The sequence below is a fragment of the Pseudomonas sp. R1-18 genome (assembly GCF_051132095.1).
Classification (GTDB): Bacteria; Pseudomonadota; Gammaproteobacteria; order Pseudomonadales; family Pseudomonadaceae; genus Aquipseudomonas.
The window spans coordinates 1,002,993-1,022,688 of record NZ_CP071658.1 but is presented as its reverse complement, the minus strand read 5'-3'; the positions used below and the strand labels follow the sequence as shown (position 1 = coordinate 1,022,688).

The window sequence follows — 19,696 nt, the reverse complement described above, 5'->3', positions numbered from 1 at the left end:
ATCGACCTCACGGCGGTTTTCTTCACCCGGGATTGAGCACCTGCTGTCAGCGCTGCGCCCTGCCGACCGGCAGCACACTAGTGCAAAGGAACAATGACTAAAAGCACAGACAGGAGTAGCCTCTCGCTGCGCTTCAATTAAGGAGTTTGTGCATGACCGTTCGCCGCACCAAAATCGTCGCCACACTTGGCCCTGCCAGTAATTCGCCGGAAGTGATCGAGCAACTGATCCTTTCGGGTCTGGATGTCGCCCGTCTCAACTTTTCCCACGGAACCCCTGACGAGCACAAGGCTCGCGCCAGGCTGATCCGCGAAATCGCCGCCAGACACGGCCGTTTCGTCGCACTGCTGGGTGACTTGCAAGGTCCGAAAATCCGGATCGCCAAGTTTGCCAACAAGCGAATCGAATTGAAAGTCGGTGACAAGTTCACCTTCTCTACCGCGCATCCACTGACCGACGGCAATCAACAGATCGTCGGCATCGATTACCCGGATCTGGTAAAGGACTGCGGCGTTGGCGACGAGTTGCTGCTCGACGACGGGCGCGTGGTCATGCGTGTCGATACCCAGACCGCTGAAGAACTGCATTGCACCGTGTTGATCGGCGGACCGCTGTCGGACCACAAAGGCATCAACCGTCGTGGCGGTGGCCTGACTGCCCCGGCGCTGACGGAAAAGGACAAGCAGGACATCAAGCTGGCTGCCGAGATGGAGTTGGACTATCTGGCCGTTTCCTTCCCTCGCGATGCCGCGGACATGGAATATGCGCGCCAGTTGCGCGATGAGTCGGGCGGTACTGCCTGGCTGGTCGCCAAGATCGAACGCGCCGAAGCGGTAGCCAACGATGAAGTGCTCGACGCGCTGATCCGTGCCAGTGATGCGGTCATGGTTGCCCGTGGCGACCTGGGCGTGGAAATCGGCGACGCCGAACTGGTCGGTATCCAGAAGAAAATCATCCTGCACGCACGCCGCCATAACAAGGCAGTGATCGTTGCCACGCAGATGATGGAATCGATGATTTCCAGCCCGATGCCGACTCGCGCCGAAGTGTCCGACGTGGCCAATGCCGTGCTCGACTACACCGACGCTGTCATGCTCTCGGCTGAAAGCGCTGCGGGCTCGTACCCGATCGAAGCGGTCCAGGCGATGGCGCGCATCTGCCTCGGTGCCGAGCGGCATCCGACGGGCAAGACATCCAGCCACCGCATTGGTCACACCTTTACCCGTTGTGACGAAAGCATCGCGCTGGCGGCCATGTACACGGCCAACCACTTCCCTGGTGTGAAAGCGATCATCGCGCTGACCGAAAGCGGCTACACCCCGCTGATCATGTCGCGCATCCGTTCTTCGGTGCCGATCTATGCGTTCTCCCCACACCGTGAAACCCAGGCTCGCGCCGCCATGTTCCGTGGTGTCTACACCGTGCCGTTCGACCCGGCGAACCTGCCGCCAGGCCAGGTCAGTCAGTCCGCCGTGGACGAGCTGCTCAAACGCGGTCTCGTGGAGCAAGGTGACTGGGTCATCCTCACCAAGGGTGACAGCTACCACACCATCGGTGGCACCAACGGCATGAAGATCCTGCACGTCGGCGATCCGCTGGTCTGAAAACCAGACCTGCAAGACCCAAAAGCCCCGGCTCGAAAGAGTCGGGGCTTTTTGCTTTCCGGACAGCCTCAGCCCGCAGACATTTCAGACAGAAAACGGCATTTTCTTCACCTACTTCGGACAAGCAACGAACGCTGCGTCCGTGCTCGGCGTCAACCGACTGAACCACCCGGGCCGACAAAGGCATCCGCCAACAACTGGTTACGCGGCAGCCCCGACAGATACAAGCGCCTGGCGAAGTTCTCGACGCTCGCCGGGCTCCCGCATACCAGCGCCATGGCCCTGCGCGACAGCAGCCGCATCTCGTTCAAAGCCTCCGGCAACTGGTCGGGGGTGATCAGCTTTACCTGCAATCCGGGATGCACGGCGGCCAACGCGTGCAGTTCACTTGCCAGGTAATGCTCGTCATTACCTTGTGCAAGGTGCAAGAGATGGATCGCGCCCTGATGCTCTTGCCGCAGAGCTTCGCGCAATACACCCCACAGCGGACCCAGCCCGGTCCCGGCCGCCAGCAACAGTAGAGGAAGATCCTGCCATTCAGGGTCATATCGCAACGCCCCGCCACGCAACTCGCCCAGACGGATCGGATCACCAACCCGCATTTGACGCGCCGCATCGCTGAACGCACCAGGACGGCGGCAATCGAGGTGGAACTCCAGAAACCGATCCTCGCCAGGCAGGCTCGCCAGAGAATACGGCCGCGCAATGCCGCTGTCGGTCCACAGCACCAGATGTTGTCCGGCCTGATAACGCAACGGTCGCTCAGGTTCCAGGCGCAAGCGCAGCACGTCGGGGCTCAGCCAGTCGCAGCCGGCAACCTTTGCCGGCAGGCCATCACGTGCAGCATCGAAGACCTCAATACTGAGGTTCTCGACCACCTGACATTGGCACGCCAGACGCCAGCCCTCGCGACGCTTGTCGGACGCCAATGCGTCGGGCTGCGAATCGTTCGGCTCGCCCTTTACGCAACGAACCAGACACGCATGGCAACTGCCCGCCCGACAGCTGTAAGGCACGGCCAGGCCCGCCTGATTCAGGGCGTCCAGCAGATTGCTGCCCGCCGCGACCGACCAATGGCGGTCGCCGGCATGTAATTCAGGCATCGGAAAGTTCCAGGCCAGCGCAGAAAATATCCGTGATTGTACAGATTGGCCCAATGACCGGGTTATACTGCCGCGCCTTTTTGCGCCCGCTTCGGCCTGCTGAAAAAAACGCAGGTTCCTGCCGCGGTTCCAGCCGCTCGCCGATAGCGTAATTGAATGTTCCCGTCCCCATAGAGGAGCGCGCCGCATGACCGTGATCAAGCAAGACGACCTGATTCAGAGCGTTGCCGACGCATTGCAGTTCATTTCCTATTACCATCCCGTGGATTTCATCCAGGCGATGCATGAAGCGTATCTGCGTGAAGAGTCGCCTGCAGCGCGCGACTCCATCGCCCAGATTCTGATCAATTCGCGCATGTGCGCGACTGGTCACCGTCCGATCTGCCAGGACACCGGCATCGTCACCGTATTTGTACGCGTCGGCATGGACGTGCGCTGGGACGGCGCCACCATGGGTCTGGACGACATGATCAACGAAGGCGTGCGTCGCGCTTACAACCTCCCGGAAAACGTGCTGCGCGCGTCGATCCTGGCCGACCCGGCGGGTGCTCGCAAAAACACCAAGGACAATACTCCAGCGGTTATCCACTACTCCATCGTGCCGGGTAATACCGTTGAAGTGGACGTCGCGGCCAAGGGCGGCGGCTCGGAGAACAAGTCGAAGATGGCGATGCTCAACCCGTCCGACTCGATCGTCGACTGGGTGCTGAAAACCGTTCCGACCATGGGCGCCGGCTGGTGCCCGCCGGGCATGCTCGGCATCGGCATCGGCGGCACGGCCGAGAAAGCCGCGGTCATGGCCAAGGAAGTGTTGATGGAGTCCATCGACATTCACGAGCTCAAGGCACGTGGCCCGCAAAACCGCATTGAGGAAATGCGTCTGGAGCTGTTCGATAAGGTCAACCAGCTGGGCATCGGCGCCCAGGGCCTTGGCGGTCTGACCACCGTGCTCGACGTCAAGATCATGGACTACCCGACTCACGCCGCCTCCCTGCCGGTATGCATGATCCCTAACTGCGCCGCCACCCGTCACGCTCACTTCGTGCTCGACGGTTCAGGCCCGGCCTCACTGGAAGCTCCATCGCTGGATGCCTACCCGGAAATCGTCTGGGAAGCGGGTCCGTCCGCTCGTCGAGTCAACCTCGACACCCTGACGCCGGAAGAAGTCCAGAGCTGGAAGCCGGGCGAAACCGTACTGCTCAACGGCAAGATGCTGACTGGTCGCGATGCCGCTCACAAGCGCATGGTAGAGATGCTGAACAAGGGCGAAACTCTGCCGGTGGACCTCAAGGGTCGCTTCATCTACTACGTTGGGCCGGTCGATCCGGTACGCGAAGAAGTGGTCGGGCCGGCCGGTCCGACCACGGCAACGCGGATGGACAAGTTCACCCGTCAGATCCTCGACCAGACCGGCCTGCTGGGCATGATCGGCAAATCCGAGCGCGGCCCGACCGCCATCGATGCGATCAAGGACCACAAGGCCGTGTACCTGATGGCTGTCGGCGGCGCTGCCTACCTGGTAGCCCAGGCTATCAAGAAATCCAAAGTCGTGGCCTTCGCCGAACTGGGCATGGAAGCGATCTACGAGTTCGAGGTCAAGGATATGCCGGTGACTGTGGCTGTAGACGCCAACGGCGAGTCGGTCCACATCACAGGGCCCGCGATCTGGCAGAAGAAGATCAGCGATAGTCTGGCGGTAGAAGTGCAGTAAGCGCGTTGCAACGAAAAACCCGGCGAAAGCCGGGTTTTTTATGCCCGATGCGGTGCACAGATCACTCGTCGTTTCGCAAACCTAGCATTTCTATCAACTAGCCGGAGTCAGTGGATCTTCGCGACACTGAGGTCATGATTGCAGGAGCGCCATCATGACAGATCAGCCATTCTCCCTTCTACGAAACCTGGCCAGGGCCGAACAACCGAACGCGGACCGAGACGATGGTCAGCTGTCGTTCGTCGAGGCTATGAGCGCCATGAATATCAGTTCGGTGTTCGATATTGTGCGCCGCGCCAAACCCGCCTTCGTACGCGAGCTGCGTCAGTACAGCGATGCGAACGGCGATCTGGCTTATGAAAACGCATGCTGCTACGCCACTCAGATCGTGCGCCTGTATCGCAACCAGCTTGTTTCTTCAGGCCGCATGCAAAGCCTGACCCGCCGCACCGGAGTTCGCTCCCTGGTCGATATCGGGCCCAGTTTCCCCAACCTGTTCAAGGAAAACTGGGACCTGTTCTGCAAGGTAGGAGCCATTGAGGCCAAGGATTCGCCGGCTGCTTATCTCACCTCGCTGTACAGGTTTGCCAAGGAGCAATTGGAGGGCAGCGACGACGAAGTTTCTCGAATCCATCTGGACGTACGCCGCCCAGACCTCAAAGATCTGGTCATTGACCAGCAAACCACATTCACCCCAGTCCCTACTCTGGAAATCGTCAATAACGTTCTGAGTCGGGCCATTCATGAATACACCGATACTGTCGAAGAACTCAGAGGTCGAACCATCCTTCAACTGGTAGCGGACAGGAAGCATCCGTTTCTATTTCCTTACAATTTTCATCATCGACAGATCACTCTGGCCCTGAGCGGCAAGAAACCGCGACTGGGCGAACTCAACTACTGCGGCAGCCGTGAAGTTCCGGCCACTTCTGCGCGCAGCGCAGCTTACGGGTCGCTGCAACACGGCAGTGCCATCGCACAGATATTGATGAGCGGATTAAGTCCGCAGCGGCAGTCCATTGTGCTGGCTCCCCCGCTGCCATCGCCGACTGGCCGGACCGCCGACGGGACTCTCGACCCAGGTCAGGCCCATGATGGCCGGAATGACCCGACAATCATTACCCGCTTTTTCAAAGACCATTATGACTCCGAGTACCTTCCTGGTACCGCCAACCCCTTGGATCTTCTCAAGCTGTTCATGGATAAAACCGGCCTTGAAAGTCAGGCGGTCGAAGCCTTGCTGGCAGTGCATGACCATGCGCCTTACAGCTCGCCCAACGTTACCGACGCCGGAAGTAACGCTGCCGGATCTGAATCGGCAGCTGTCGATCCACCGATTCGGTACGGTGCCTGCTATGTCAATGGACCGGCCCGGTTGCCCGCGATGGAACTGAGCACAGACGCGACAGGAATAACCCGGCTGCTCCATTCCAATGTTGACCGCTTTGACCGTCTTCAACGAATGATTCGCCTTCAACGCTGGATGGAAATACCTTTTGGCGATCTGGACACTCTGATCATGGCAGTCATTCGTTCGCAAGACACCGAGAACCTCGAATGGCTGCTGACTGCGACTCTGTTGCGCGCCTTGGGAATCTACCGCTACCTGCACAGGCAGTACAAACTGGGGCCGCAAGAATTCGCTGCGTTTGTTGGCGTGTTGAGCGTTCATGCTAATGACGGCCGCTTACCGATGTTCGATCAGGTGTTCAATAGCCCTCTGTTGTTCGACAGCCCTCTGAAGCTGGACGGGACGACTTTCGAGCTTGCGGGTACGGACAGCGGCACCGCCAGGACCCTTGCTCAGCTCTGTTCAGGGTTGCATCTGCCTCAGACCCGAGAAGATCTGTGGCCGCTGGCGACTGATACTCACGAACTTATCGGCAACGCCCCTCAACCCCTCAAACGCAGCCTGAAAATCGTATCGTCGCTCTATCGCCAGACTCGCATCGCTGCCATGTTCGGGCTGACAGCGAGGGATAGCCGCGCGCTGCTTGATCTGCTCGGCGGCGAGTCGTACCGGAAAAAAGTCGTGACAGGTGAGCTGCGTACTGCTTCCAATGGGTCAGACACCGAGCCCGACGTCCTCGATATCCTGATGCAGATGGACTGGACTGTAACCTGGCTCACTGAAACCGGATACGATGTCGCAACCCTGCGGCGTCAGCTGGGGATTGACGGTGTACCCGCTCAAATTTCTCAAAGCCTTATCGATCAACTCAACCAGTTAGCGAAAGACGCGAACGAATCGAAACTGCGGATCGAGCTGTTGAAATTTCCCCTGTTCGACGATTGGGGCGAACCCATCCACTGGATAGTGGAGGTACTTGCTCCGCTGATTTCTGGCTACAGACTCGTCATCGCACCCGCTGTAGCACTTGCTGAAAACCTGCCTGCGGCGTTCAAGACAATCATCCAGACGCAACTGGCTCCTGTTGAGCTGAGCGAGGCCGTTAAAACCGACCTGTCGGCGCGCTTTCTGGAAGTCATTCTCAAGGCCTACCTTGCTCAACACCGTTTGATGGAGGACTTGCTGCAAACCCGCGCGGAGCTGCCTCAGGATCGTTGCGAAACGGTGATGCGCTGGGCGGGAAGCAGCGCCGACCATTTTCTTGGCGAGCTTCTGGCGGCTACTTCCGGCGCACCTTTGAGCTTGCCTCTGACTGAAGCAGGCATGGCTGTGATCGACAGCCTGATGAACTTGATGCGCCATGCCGAGGTGAGTCTGCAGCTAGGCTTGAGCGCTCAGGCATTGCGCACCTTTCTGGCCGTGCCACGATGGCTGCGTTCCGGGATGCCGGCACCCTTGAAATTATCACTGGAAACCTTCTACCTATTGGACCGCTATCGTGTCTGGCGGGACAGCAGCGGGCATCCTGAGCCGATCCTGCTCGATTACCTGAGGTTGGCCAACAGCGCTGAATCGGTCGACGCGGATGAACACGCTCAACGCTGCGCCAGCGCCCTGGCTCCGCTCTCGGGATGGAATGCGTCTGAACTATTGATCGCCAGTGCCTTCTTGAGCGAACACGGAGGGATTGCCGTCTCCATGCACGAAGTCGACTGGGTCATTCGCATACGCGCGGTAGGCATGCTCACCGGCCTTGGAGCAGAACAGACTCTGAAGACCACAGCCCTTGCACCCTCCAGCGCAACCGAACACTGGAAAGCCGTCGGCGAAGCCGTCATGGCGGCCGCTCGACGCTGAAGCCAGGGATTGACCTCAACTACCAAGATGGCCACCTACATGTCCAAGTCCATTGAAAGTCAGCTGCATGAGTCTTTTCGGGATGCCTTGATAGCCTATTACCTGGGCGAGGTTGTTCCTCACTCGCCTCTGCTCGGGTCCCTGGGGCTGGATCGGCGCTTGAAGACCGCCAATGACCTTTATGAGTTTTTCCTGATCGATAATCAGGTCACCCACCAGGTCGACACCAGCTACGTGGCTTCAGCGATCAGCAGTATCCAGCAATTCATCAATGGTGCCTTGATGGGCATGGAGCCTGGCTACGAACTTCTTCAACCGACAGAAGCGCGTTTCCTCGAGTGGCGCGATCGTAACAGCCAATATCCGATCTGGGCCGCCAATATGCAGTTGGCGCTTTACCCTGAAACCTTCATCTCCCCCGCCCTGCGCTTGAAAAAGTCGGGTTACTTCGGAAAACTTGAAAACGACATCAACCAGAACAAGATCAGCATCGACACGACGCAGGACGCCGTCAAATCCTACCTGGCCAGCTTCGAAGAAGTTGCAAACCTGACCGTGATCAACGGCTATATCGACAGTGAGCGTTTCGCTGAGGGCAAATATTACTTTATCGGCAAATCTCGCGCCGAGAATATCTACTACTGGCGCACGGTAGATATGAATGAGCGGGCTTACAAGGAAGGTACCGAAGGCCCGAAGTATGATAACCCGACGCCGGGAGCCTGGTCGGACTGGAAGCGGGCGGAAATCGGGGTCAATGCCAATACGCTGGAGCGAACCATCCGACCGGTATTTTTCAATAACCGGTTATTTTTGACCTGGGTAGATCGTATCCATGTTGCCGATGAGATCGAATGCACATTGCCTGCCGGCACTATCAATCCGGGTGCCGGCGAGATCCCCATTATCCCTGCCAAGCCTCCGACGACAACAGCCGCTCCGAAGATTCAATTGCTGTTTAATATCTCGTACAAAAAATATGACGACTCGTGGAGCGCCCCTCTCATATACATGGATGTCACGACACTCAACAGCTTCACGCGAGCAGGCAAGACCGTGGACCTGGAAAAAGATTTAAGTACCGTTGCCGTCTTCGATATCTCTGCTTCGCCCGAGTCTCTCTTTATCGCAATGTACGCCGGGGAAACCCTTGTCGGCGGGGACACCGACGGCTCCACTTCAGACTATGCGTTTCTTGAAACCGCCTTTGTCGACAAGAGTTTTAATACAACCAGAGCTTTCCCAAAGGCTGGATTTGTTTACGAAAACTTTGATCCGGATGCTCCCGAGCCGGAGGAGGCCCGGATTCGCAAGACTTGCTGGGCGCTGGCCTTGATGAACAAGGCGAATTTTCAGTTCACCTGGTACGTACGCATTGGATTCAAGACCATCAGGACAAGCGCTCCAAAGCCGGACGATCAGTGGTGGAATTATGAAGGGCTGCAACGCACAGTGTCGAACATGGAACATGGTCCTCTTCCGCTGATCGATCACGTCAATGCAAAGCTGAAATTCTCGACCACCATAACGTCCGACATCAAGAACACGAGCAACGCCGTCTCTCTTTTATTCTTCAACTCCCCGTCAGACCAATGCCGGCTAGTACTCAGAATCACACCTATCGATGACTTATACTGCAGACTTGAGACCGGATCGATACTCACAATTTACTCACCCATTACAGTGACGAACGCCAAAATATATATAGGCCTATACCCTTATGGAACCATTTATCCCGACCTTCTGAATTTTATCATGGATCCTGATGGCCAAAATTACGTCATTACACATCGCCCCGATCAACAGCAAAGCTTAAGTCTCGCGGGAGGTATGATCACAACCCCGGCAGCAGACATTCTGCTGGGCCTCACCCTACTTGACCCGAGTCATATAAAATTTGGAGTTATCAGCTTTGTTACAGATCAATCGGTGTCTCGCGATTTTTCCGTAACTATTGAGCCATTGGATGATGAACAACAGACATTCAACCAAGAATTCAAAATCCCCTACCGGATGGACGCTCCTCACGCCGACAGCCAGATCAAGATCGGTTACAGTACACCCCAGGATTCCATGACAGCACCCAGCGTTTATACCTGTGAGATCCCTTTCGACAAGTCGACTCTTCTGCCGCGGGTAGAACATGTAACGTTCATCCCGAATCAAAAAAACTTCTTTATCATCCATGGTGTGGGTGTGGATCTCAAATCATCGGGCGCCAACCTTGGGGACGCCATGAAATCCACCGAGATTGAACTGACCTGGGAATCCGAAGGTGGCATTGACCCTATTGCCCCCAGGATCAGCAGACGCTCGGACCCGGTCCTGGGAATCGCCGAATACATCGATTTTTCCGGTTCCACGATACGATTCAGTGACGGATCGACCACCGACAAACGCAATCCGATCCGCATGAATACATTGTTCGCTCGCGAGCTGATCAACAAGGCCAATGTCGGGCTCGAAGCCTTATTGTCCTGGGAGACCCAGCACCTGCAGGAACCCGCCATCGGCGATGAAACGACACCCGGCAAGATGGACTTCAAAGGTGCCAATGGCTTGTACTTCTGGGAGCTGTTCCTGCATTTGCCGTTCATGACGTCTCATCGGCTGAATCTGGAACAACGCTTCAAAGACGCGGAATCCTGGCTGGCCTTCGTCTTCGACCCAACGCGCAAGGCCAAGGACAATGCGCCTGCCTACTGGAATGTACGGCCGTTGACTGAGTTACCGGACCCTGACTACTTCATGCGCGCCCCCATCGACCCGGACGGCATCGCCGCCAGTGACCCGGTCCGTTATCAAAAGGCCGTGTACTTCCATTACATCAAGAATCTGATCGACCGTGGTGACATGGCTTTCCGGCAACTGACTCCCGATAGCCTTGGCGAAGCCAAATTATGGTACGTACGGATTCTGGACCTGCTCGGACCGCGACCCGATACCGTGATCACTGGCCGATGGACGCCGATCAAGCTGGGGGACCTGGCGAACGCGAATAACCCCGGCCTGCGAGCGTTCGAAACGCATTTGATCGAGCAGGAACAACGGATCCGTGCCAGCGCGGCGACCGATGACGGCCAGACGTTCGCCCGTTTCCGTCAACCCGTATTACGTTTGAGTACTTTCGGCAGTGACCCGACATTGCTCGAAGAGGACAATCCGCACTTCATCGTTCCCATGAATGCAGAATTGACCAGGTATTGGGATCTGGTCGAGTCGCGGCTTTACAACCTGCGCCATAACCTGACACTGGATGGCAAGCCGTTATTGCTGCCACTTTTCGCGGCACCGCTCGATCCACGCGCTGTGCTCGCAGCCTACGCCAACGGTGCAACCGAAGGCGGTGCGAGAGCACTGCTGGCTCAGGAAACGCCTCACTATCGCTATGCCGTGATGTTCAACCGGGCAAGCGCTGCCGTGGATAACCTCATGCAGTTTGGCAGCATTCTGCTGTCGGTCATCGAACGGCGGGAACAGGGGCAGCTTATGGAGCTGCAACAGCAGCAGGTCTGGGAATTTGCGCAGTACGCCATTGATCTGCAACTGGAAGCCCAGACAGTCGAAATCGAGGCGCGAAAGGCGCTGCAAGCCAGTCAGGCAATTGCCGATGCCCGTGCGAGCTTTTACGGGAAGCTGGCGGATGAGAATGTCAGCACCATCGAGATCCTTGCGGCATCCGCTTATCTGCGTAGCCGGGTTGCAAGCGGTATTGCTGCTACCGCAAGTGCCGTTGCGGCAGGTCTTAAAACAGTTCCCAACCATGCCGGATTTCATGCCGGCGTAACCGGTGGCATGGCCGTCGGTGCGGCGGGCGGCGGTGCCGTGGGTGGTTTTCGCCTTGAGGGCGTTCCTGAGATCGTTGCCATTGGCGCGCACGCCGTCGCAACTTTCAACGACAGCATCGGCAACGCTCTGGAACGCTCTGAAATTTACCGCCGTCGTTTGCAAGAGTGGGAAAACGCCCGGGACCAGGCCTTGCTAGAGTCGGAGCACATCGCAGCGCAACTCGCGGTCCACGACGCGCAGACCCGCATCACCGAACTGCAACTGCGCCAGGCCCAGGAAGCAAAAAAACAGGCCGAAGTCGTTTACGCATTTCTCAACAAGCGCTTCACTAACAGCCAGCTGTATCAATGGCTCAATGGCCAGTTCTCGACTTTCTACTATCAGGCCTATGACGCAACCTTCTCGCTGTGCCTGGCCGCACAAGCCTGCTGGCAGTACGAAATTGCCGATTATTCGACAAGCTTTATCAGGCCCGCCGCCTGGAAAGATGCCTGGCGCGGCCTGACCGCGGGCGAATCACTCAAGCTCGACCTGCTGCGTATGGATGCCGCTTATCTTGCGCGTCACGACCGCAAGCTGGAGATCGTCAAGACGGTTTCGGTCAAGCAGCTACTTGCGTCCAGCGATGAGAGCCACAGCATCAATATGGGCTGGGATGCAACAGCCGCCCGGCTGGCGGAAGAAGGCATCGCCGAATTCGAAATAACCAGAGCCATACTCGACGGCGACTATCCAGGCCACTACCTGCGGCGTATCAAACGCATCAGTGTTTCGTTGCCGATCACCGTCGGTCCTTACCAGGATATCCGCGCGACCCTGACGCAGACCTACAGCGCCGTACAGATGAACAGTCCGCAAGGGCCGCTCAAGGAAAACATGCGCGCCAGCCAACAGATCGCCGTTTCGACGGGTGTCGACGACGATGGCCTGTTCGTTTTCAACTTCGATGACGAGCGATACCTGCCCTTCGAAGGCACCGGGGCGATTTCCCGCTGGGCCTTGCAGTTCAGTGCCGGTCAGGAGGAGGTGATTGCCTCGATCACCGACATCATTGTTCACATGCGCTATACCGCGAAAAGCTGACGGGAAACCTGAGCCATGGACACTCCTGCACCATCGCAACAGACATCCCGGCCCGCCGTTGCCACGCCGTCACTGCCCAAGGGTGGCGGAGCCATCCAGAGTCTCGGCAAGGGCTGGGGTGCGGTCGGCAGCAGCGGTATGGCCTCACTACAAATTGCCCTGCCCCTCAGCCCCGGTAGAGGCCATGACCCCGCGCTGTCTCTCGACTACCAGAGCACCGCTGGCAATGGCTTGTTCGGTATCGGCTGGACCCTGAACATCGGTTGCGTGGCCCGACGTGCCAGCAAAGGGGTCCCGACCTATACGGACGATGACGTGATGCTCGGCCCCAACGGTGAAGTCTGGTTGCCCGAGCGGGATGCGGACGGTGACATCCCGTTCGTCCACGTCAGCAGCTACAACGGTCATGATCTGGGCATGACTTATCAGGTGATCCGCTATTTCGCCAGAATCGAAGGCGCGTTCAACCGGATCGAACACTGGCGTGTCGATCCGGACGATCCGGGTTTCTGGCTGATTCACGACGCCGGCGGCAACTTGTACATCTACGGCAAGCGAGCAGCGTCACGCAGCACTGATCCTGCCGACTCCCATCGCGTGGCCGAGTGGCTGCTGGAAGAAAGCATGAGTGCCACTGGCGAACACATCCTTTACGAATACAAGGCCGAGGATGAAGCCGGCCTGCCGGAGGATCACCCGCGGGACTTCATCGCCCAGTGCTATCTGTGGCGGGTCCGCTATGGCAATGCCCTGCCCCACCCGGTGCTTTACCTTTGGGACGAGGAGTCCCTGGACGACCTGCACTGGCACTTCGACCTGCTGTTCGACTACGGCGAGCGCAGCACCGATCACAGGACCAGACCCGGCTATTCGGAGCAGACCGAATGGCCGGTACGCAGCGACCCGCATTCCAGCTTCGCGTACGGCTTCGAGTTGGGCAATCTGCGCCTGTGCAGACAAGTTCTGATGTTCCACCATTTTCCGGACGAGCTGGGCGAGGCGCCGTTGCTTGTGCAGCGCCTGTTGCTGGAATACCGGCAGACCGTGCTCAAATACAACCTGCTGGCCGCCGCACACCTGCAGGCCTGGGATGGAACAGTGGTGAGGCAGCTTCAGTTACATCCGGTGCTGCAATTTACCTGGAGCGAATTCGATAGCAGAAACCCCATATTTTCACGGCTGGAATCGATGCCCGGGCTCAACGACGGCCAGCGCTATCAGATGATCGACCTGTACGGCGATGGTATGCCTGGCGTGCTGTATCAAGAGGACAAAGGCTGGCGTTATCGCGAGCCCATACGCGCAGTTTCCGGTAGTGCCGATGCCGTGGCCTATGGCCGCGCTCAGGAATTGCCGATGCTTCCGACGATCGACTCGAGCGCGCCGGTGCGCCAGGCGCTCGCCGATCTCACCGGTGACGGGCGCCTGGAATGGATTGTCGCCCAGCCCGGCATGGCCGGTTTCTTCACTCTCAACCCTGACCGTAGCTGGTCTGGCTTCGCCACCTTTGCGGCCTTCCCAGCGGAGTTCTTCCACCCGCAAGGGCAGATGGCCGACCTTGTGGGCGACGGACTTTCCGATCTGGCATTGATCGGACCACGCAGCGTTCGCCTGTATGCCAGTCGCCGGGCGGCGGGTTTCGCCGCGCCGACAGAGGTGGGACACGACGATGATCGCTTGCCGTTACTCAGCGACAGCCCCAACGAACTGGTGGCCTTTACCGATCTGCTGGGAACCGGGCAGCAGCATTTGATCCGCATCCGGCATAACGAGGTCCGGTTCTGGCCGAACCTGGGACGCGGGCGTTTTGGCAAGGGGCAACTGTTCGCCCACCTGCCTTTCAGCTATGAGGAATTCGATTCTGGCCGGATCCGATTGGCTGACCTGGATGGCTCGGGCGCCAGTGATCTGCTTTACCTTGAGCCGGCCGGCATACGGATCTTTATGAACGAAGGCGGCAACGCTTTTGCGGCCCCATTCGGGCAATCCTGGCCTTCGGGTATGCGCTATGACCGCTTCTGCCAGGTCAGCGCAGCGGACCTTCAAGGGCTGGGGTTTTCAAGCCTGATCATCACTGAGCCGCATATGGAGCCTCGTCACTGGACCTTGCACTACGCGGCCAACCGAGGGGGGACCCTGCATAAGCCCTATCTGCTCAAAGCCACGGACAACAATATGGGCGCAACGGGCGAAGTAACTTATCGCAGCTCGGCCCAGGAATGGCTGGACGAGAAACAGACGCTGCAAAATGCAGGGCAGGCGGCCGTCTCGTATCTGCCCTTTCCGGTTCATGTGGTAGTCAGGCAGACCCAGAAGGACACGGTGACCGGCAATAAGCTCACTCAACTGTACCAATATCGACAAGGGTTTTATGACCCCGTAGAGAGGGAATTCCGCGGCTTCGGGCTGGTCATGCAGACCGATACGGAAATACCGCCTGATCAGCAGGACGGCTTTACCGCTCCGGTGCTGGTCAAGAGCTGGTTTCATACCGGACAAAGCACGCAGCAGGCTGGCGGCGAATACGATACCGGCGACCCTCAGGCTATCCCTCTGGGCAAGCACCTCCTGTCGGTATACGACCCGGACGCTCAGATCGAGCAACTGCTCACTGAACCCGACGAACCTACCTGCAGGGAAATGACCCGCGCGCTCAGTGGTTTGCCATTGCGCGTCGAAGTCTTTGGCCTTGGCGACACGCCACAGTTGTATTCGGTACAAGCGCATCGATACCTGGTGCGCCAGCTCAAGCCGCTCGGTCCGCATCAGCCCTATGCCTTGATGCTGCCACTTACGCTGGAGTCCATAACCTACCAATACGAAGCCGAGCAGCTCGACGACCCTATGTGCCAGCACAGCCTGAGCCTGACGTGGGACCGCTACGGCACTCAGACCCATGGCGTGACGGTTCATTATGCTCGGCGCAAGAAGCCCCAGGACGCGCCGCCTTTCGAAGATATCTACCAGCGGCAATGGTGGCAGGCGTCCCATGACGAAGCCCAGCAGAATGGCTACCTGAACGAGTCACGCAACGAAGTCATTCATCTGGACAGCCCGCAAAGCTGGCGCCTGGGGCTGCCCTGGCGGGCACGCACCGATGCCATGGTGGTTCCGGCAAGCGCCATGACGCCACAGCAGATCAGCTATGAGACGTTCAGGGATCCGCAAAGCGTTTTCGCTGCCTTGCCTCGCACGCTTACCGGCCTGTCGGTACAACGCTACATCGATTGCGGCGATGGAGAGGCGAACTTTCAAGCGCTGGCCGATGCCGTTGAAAGCGCTGAACTCGACCAACAGGCGCTCAGCGCCTATGAGCGAGTCATGACCGTCGATGAACTGGCTGCCCGCCTGACTGAATTGCGCTATCAGCAAATGCCGGCCTTCCTGCCCAACGAAGATCTGGTGCTCTGGTCAGTCAAGCGTAATTTCGCCACTTATGCAGGTCCCGAAGCCTTCTACCGCATCATCGCCTTCAGGCCAACGCGCAGTCACGGCTGGACCAGCGTCGAATACGACCCCTATGGCTTGTTTGTCACCAAAATCACCGATCCGGCAGGCTGCGTCACCACAGCCACGTACAACTATCGTGCGTTGCAGGTCTTTCGAATCGTCGATCCCAACCGCAACACCCAGGAAGCCGATTACGACGCGTTCGGGCGGTTATGGGCGACCAGCTTCTACGGTACCGAACTGGGCCAGGAAGTGGGTTTCGAACCACTGAAGCGTGAAACGCACTACTGGGGAGGCAGTCACGAAGCCGTGACGGCACCCGAGCGGGCATTGCGTGATGCTGCCGCCGTTTACTACTACGACAGCCCCGGCACTTACGGCCCCCCCGTCCCTCTTCCTTTTGCAAATGCAACTCTTCAGGCGGACCGGTACCCGGGCGATCCGGCCAGACAAATTCGCATCAGCCTGGTGTCGGTGGACGGCTTCGGGCGTCCGTTACAAACCCGTCAACTGGTAGAAGACGGCGAGGCTTATGCAGTCGACCAGTACGGCGTCCTGATTCTCGAGGACGGCCAACCGAAAATCGTTCAGGCCTCACCACGCTGGCGAGTCAGCGAACGGGTCGAGTACAACAACAAGGGGCTCGCCGTGCGGGTATATCGCCCTTACTTCGCAGACAGCCATCTGTATGTGAAGGATGAATCCTTGCGCGAGCACGGCCATTTTGATCGTCAGTATTACGACCCTCTCGGGCGACCGACGATCACGCTTACAGCCAAAGGCTGGATGCGGCGCCAGACCTATCGGACCTGGTACACCATCAGCGAGGATGAGAACGATACGGCTGAAGAAGTGCTCGCATTGCGAGCCTCAGGTGAGCCGGGATGAACGGCGCACTCCACGCCCACACACCAACCATCAAGGTAGTCGATGGGCGGGGCCTGACAGTGCGCGAAATGGCCTGGCGCAAGACCGGGGAATTGGAACCAGCCGTTGAGCTGACCACCCGCCGGACGTATGACGTACAAGGCCGGCTTGTCTCAATGCTGGACCCACGCTTGAGCGCGTTGGCTGAGCAGGGCCAGCCAGTAACGCCCAACCTGGTGCACTGTTACAACCTGGCGGGCACCCCGCTCTTGAGCCAAAGCGTCGACGCGGGATGGGGGCTGAGTTTGCAAGCTGAGGCGGGCCATGTCGTGCAAAGCTGGGATACGCGCGGCAGCACCTGGCGGACGCGCTATGACGAATGCCTTCGTCCAGTGGCGGTCCTGGAGATCGACGCCTCCAACGATGCCCGGACGATCAGTCGTATGGTCTACGCCGACGGCGGTGCAGTCTCGGCCGAACATAATCGGTGCGGCCGGCTGGTACGGCTGGACGATACCGCAGGTAGCTTGCACTTTACCGACTACGGCGTGCAGGGCCACGTACTCGATCAGTCCAGGCAGTTTCTCATCGATCAGGGCTTGCCTGACTGGACGGAAAACACTGATTACCTTGACCTGGTGGAAGCGGAAGCGTTCGCCACTCGATGGCAATACAACGTTCTTTCAGAGCCTGTTCTCCAAACGGACGCCAGGGACAATGCACACCGTTTCAGTTACTCGACCGCGGGCGAACTGAACGGCGTTTATTTGCGCTTGAACGCCAAAAACGAAACGACGCTCACGCAGAGCATTCTCTACAACGCATTCGGCCAGATCGAAGAGCAAACCTCAGGCAACGGCGTGATCAGCCGGGCTGTCTATGACCCCGCCAGCGGCCTGCTGCAGAGCATAACCGCTGGGCGTGCCGGGCATGAAATTCTGCAATCGCTGCACTACGGCTACGACCCGGTCGGCAATATCCTGCACATCGAAGACACCGCCCAGCCGGTGCGTTTTTTCGCCAACCAGCGCGTTGAACCGGTCAGCCGTTATAGCTACGACACGCTGTATCAGCTGATCGAGGCCACCGGTCGTGAGGTCAATACCGGCGCCAGCCATGGCCCTGCCCTGCCCGCTCTGCAGAACCTGCCACCTGATCCAAATCGGGTCAGTCATTACACCCAGACTTACAACTACGACACTGGCGGCAATCTGTTGCAGATGCGCCATGTCGGCGCGCACTCCTTCACCCGAACCCTGCGCGTTGCCCCCGACAGCAATCGCAGCCTTCCCGAAGGCGAGGTGGAGGTGGAGGTGGAGGTGGACTTCGACGAAGCCTTCGATGCCAACGGCAACCTGCTGCACCTGGTACGCGGCCAGACGCTGGACTGGGACCCGCGCAACCAGCTACGGCAGATTACGACCGTAACGCGCGACGACAGCGCCAGCGACTGTGAGCGCTATGTGTATGACGGCCAGGGGCAGCGCTGCCGCAAGATCAACAGCGCGCAGACTTCCAGCCGTACCTTGAACAACGAGGTCCGCTACCTACCGGGGCTGGAAATCCGCACCACCGCCAACGGGGAAATCCTGCACGTCATCACCGCCCACAACGCGCGAGTACTGCATTGGCAGGCAGGCTTGCCGAGCGGCATCGAGAACGATCAAATCCGCTACAGCCTGAACGATCAATTGGGATCGAGCACGCTGGAGCTGAACCAGCTTGGCGGGCTGATCAGCCAGGAAAGCTACTACCCGTTCGGCGGCACCGCCTGGTGGGCGGCGCGCAGCACGGCGGACGCGAAATACAAAACAATCCGCTATTCAGGCAAGGAGCGCGATGCCAGCGGGTTGTATTACTACGGCTTCAGGTATTACGCGCCGTGGTTGCAGCGGTGGATCAACCCGGATCCGGCAGGGGACGTGGACGGATTGAATCTGTTCAAAGCGCTGGACAACAATCCTGTAGGCAGGATCGACTTAAAAGGAAATAAACCCGTCCCAGCGACAGCACATTTCTTCTGGGACGGCAGCGATATCCCAGAGCCACATCTTCAGAACATACTAATATTTAAAGAGTTGAATCCAGAGTATGCGATTAATATCTGGACACGAAAACCTGGCCAAATACTTAGGACCCTTGGCAGATTAGAGGACAGCAATGATCCTGGCAAAAGAGCAATGGCCATGAGTCACGGAAAGTCCCTGACAATCCGCACCCCGAGTGAACTATTTGAAAATCTTTCATCTGACTATTCCAATGCCTTTGCTTTGGAAGCAATTTTCAATCGAGAAAGCTCCGGCCCTTTCAAAAACATCGCAGCTGCCAGTGATATTCTTAGACTAGCTGCCATTTATACCGAAGGCGGTTTATACATGGACACGGACGTAGCAATTGGTAGACCGCTTGGTACTCTGGAAGCGCCGCACGGCTTCCTCGCGCATATCGAGCGAGGGGCTTTTTCAAACGCAGTAATTGCCGGCATACCAAAAGCTAAACTTACCCGGGAGCTTTTAGACAACATCGTAGAACACTACACAACCAGTACTTACATGCGTTTTGATAATGAAAATGTAGGCTGGAGTCGCAAGAGGCATGCCGAGCTCGGGCTATATAGCCGCTTTAAGCTTACAATGAATATGACGGGCCCCTCCATGCTGCAAAGCCACCTTCGTTCCGTGAAAAACAAAGATCCTTATTCTTTATCCTTCATCCCGTTTTACCATCGGACAGAAACAACCTCAGAATTCTCGGTTACTAGCCCCCGAACCGCTACGCAAATCTTTATGAGGGGATATGCCGCAGGGCTGAATGGTGAAGGCAAGTGGGCAAAGGTAAGACCTGGAAGAAGAGCTTCAACTACTTGACAGAAAAATTATTA

At 58.0% G+C, this 19,696-nt stretch carries 7 protein-coding genes; 6 read left to right on the top strand and 1 reads right to left on the bottom strand.

Annotation, left to right across the window (positions count from 1 at the left end; genetic code table 11):
* The first annotated feature begins 152 nt into the window (after positions 1-152).
* The gene (gene pyk, locus J3P77_RS04685) at positions 153-1,604 is read left to right on the top strand and encodes a pyruvate kinase (protein WP_434679947.1); all 1,452 of its coding nucleotides are present in this window, start codon (positions 153-155) and stop codon (positions 1,602-1,604) included.
* Between the two features lie 152 nt (positions 1,605-1,756).
* On the opposite strand, the gene J3P77_RS04680 is transcribed toward pyk, so the two are convergent.
* Complete coding sequence (locus J3P77_RS04680) at positions 1,757-2,707, bottom strand: iron-sulfur-binding ferredoxin reductase (RefSeq protein ID WP_434679944.1); 951 nt, start codon at positions 2,705-2,707, stop codon at positions 1,757-1,759.
* A 187-nt stretch (positions 2,708-2,894) separates the two neighbouring features.
* Between J3P77_RS04680 and J3P77_RS04675 the strand changes: the two genes are divergently transcribed.
* The 5 genes from J3P77_RS04675 to J3P77_RS04655 all read left to right on the top strand — a co-directional run bounded on the left by J3P77_RS04675 (position 2,895) and on the right by J3P77_RS04655 (position 19,682).
* Positions 2,895-4,418 (top strand): fumarate hydratase, encoded by a 1,524-nt coding sequence (locus tag J3P77_RS04675; RefSeq protein ID WP_434679942.1) that lies wholly within the window; start codon positions 2,895-2,897, stop codon positions 4,416-4,418.
* 154 nt (positions 4,419-4,572) lie between these two features.
* Positions 4,573-7,626, top strand: coding sequence for a Tc toxin subunit A (locus tag J3P77_RS04670; protein WP_434679941.1), 3,054 nt, complete (start codon positions 4,573-4,575; stop codon positions 7,624-7,626).
* Positions 7,627-7,665: 39 nt separating this feature from the next.
* Complete coding sequence (locus J3P77_RS04665) at positions 7,666-12,498, top strand: neuraminidase-like domain-containing protein (RefSeq protein WP_434679939.1); 4,833 nt, start codon at positions 7,666-7,668, stop codon at positions 12,496-12,498.
* A gap of 15 nt (positions 12,499-12,513) precedes the next feature.
* The gene (locus J3P77_RS04660) at positions 12,514-16,836 is read left to right on the top strand and encodes a SpvB/TcaC N-terminal domain-containing protein (protein ID WP_434679937.1); all 4,323 of its coding nucleotides are present in this window, start codon (positions 12,514-12,516) and stop codon (positions 16,834-16,836) included.
* Positions 16,833-19,682 (top strand): RHS repeat-associated core domain-containing protein, encoded by a 2,850-nt coding sequence (locus J3P77_RS04655; protein ID WP_434679936.1) that lies wholly within the window; start codon positions 16,833-16,835, stop codon positions 19,680-19,682. Before J3P77_RS04660 ends, J3P77_RS04655 begins: the two co-directional genes overlap by 4 nt.
* The last annotated feature ends 14 nt before the right edge of the window (positions 19,683-19,696 follow it).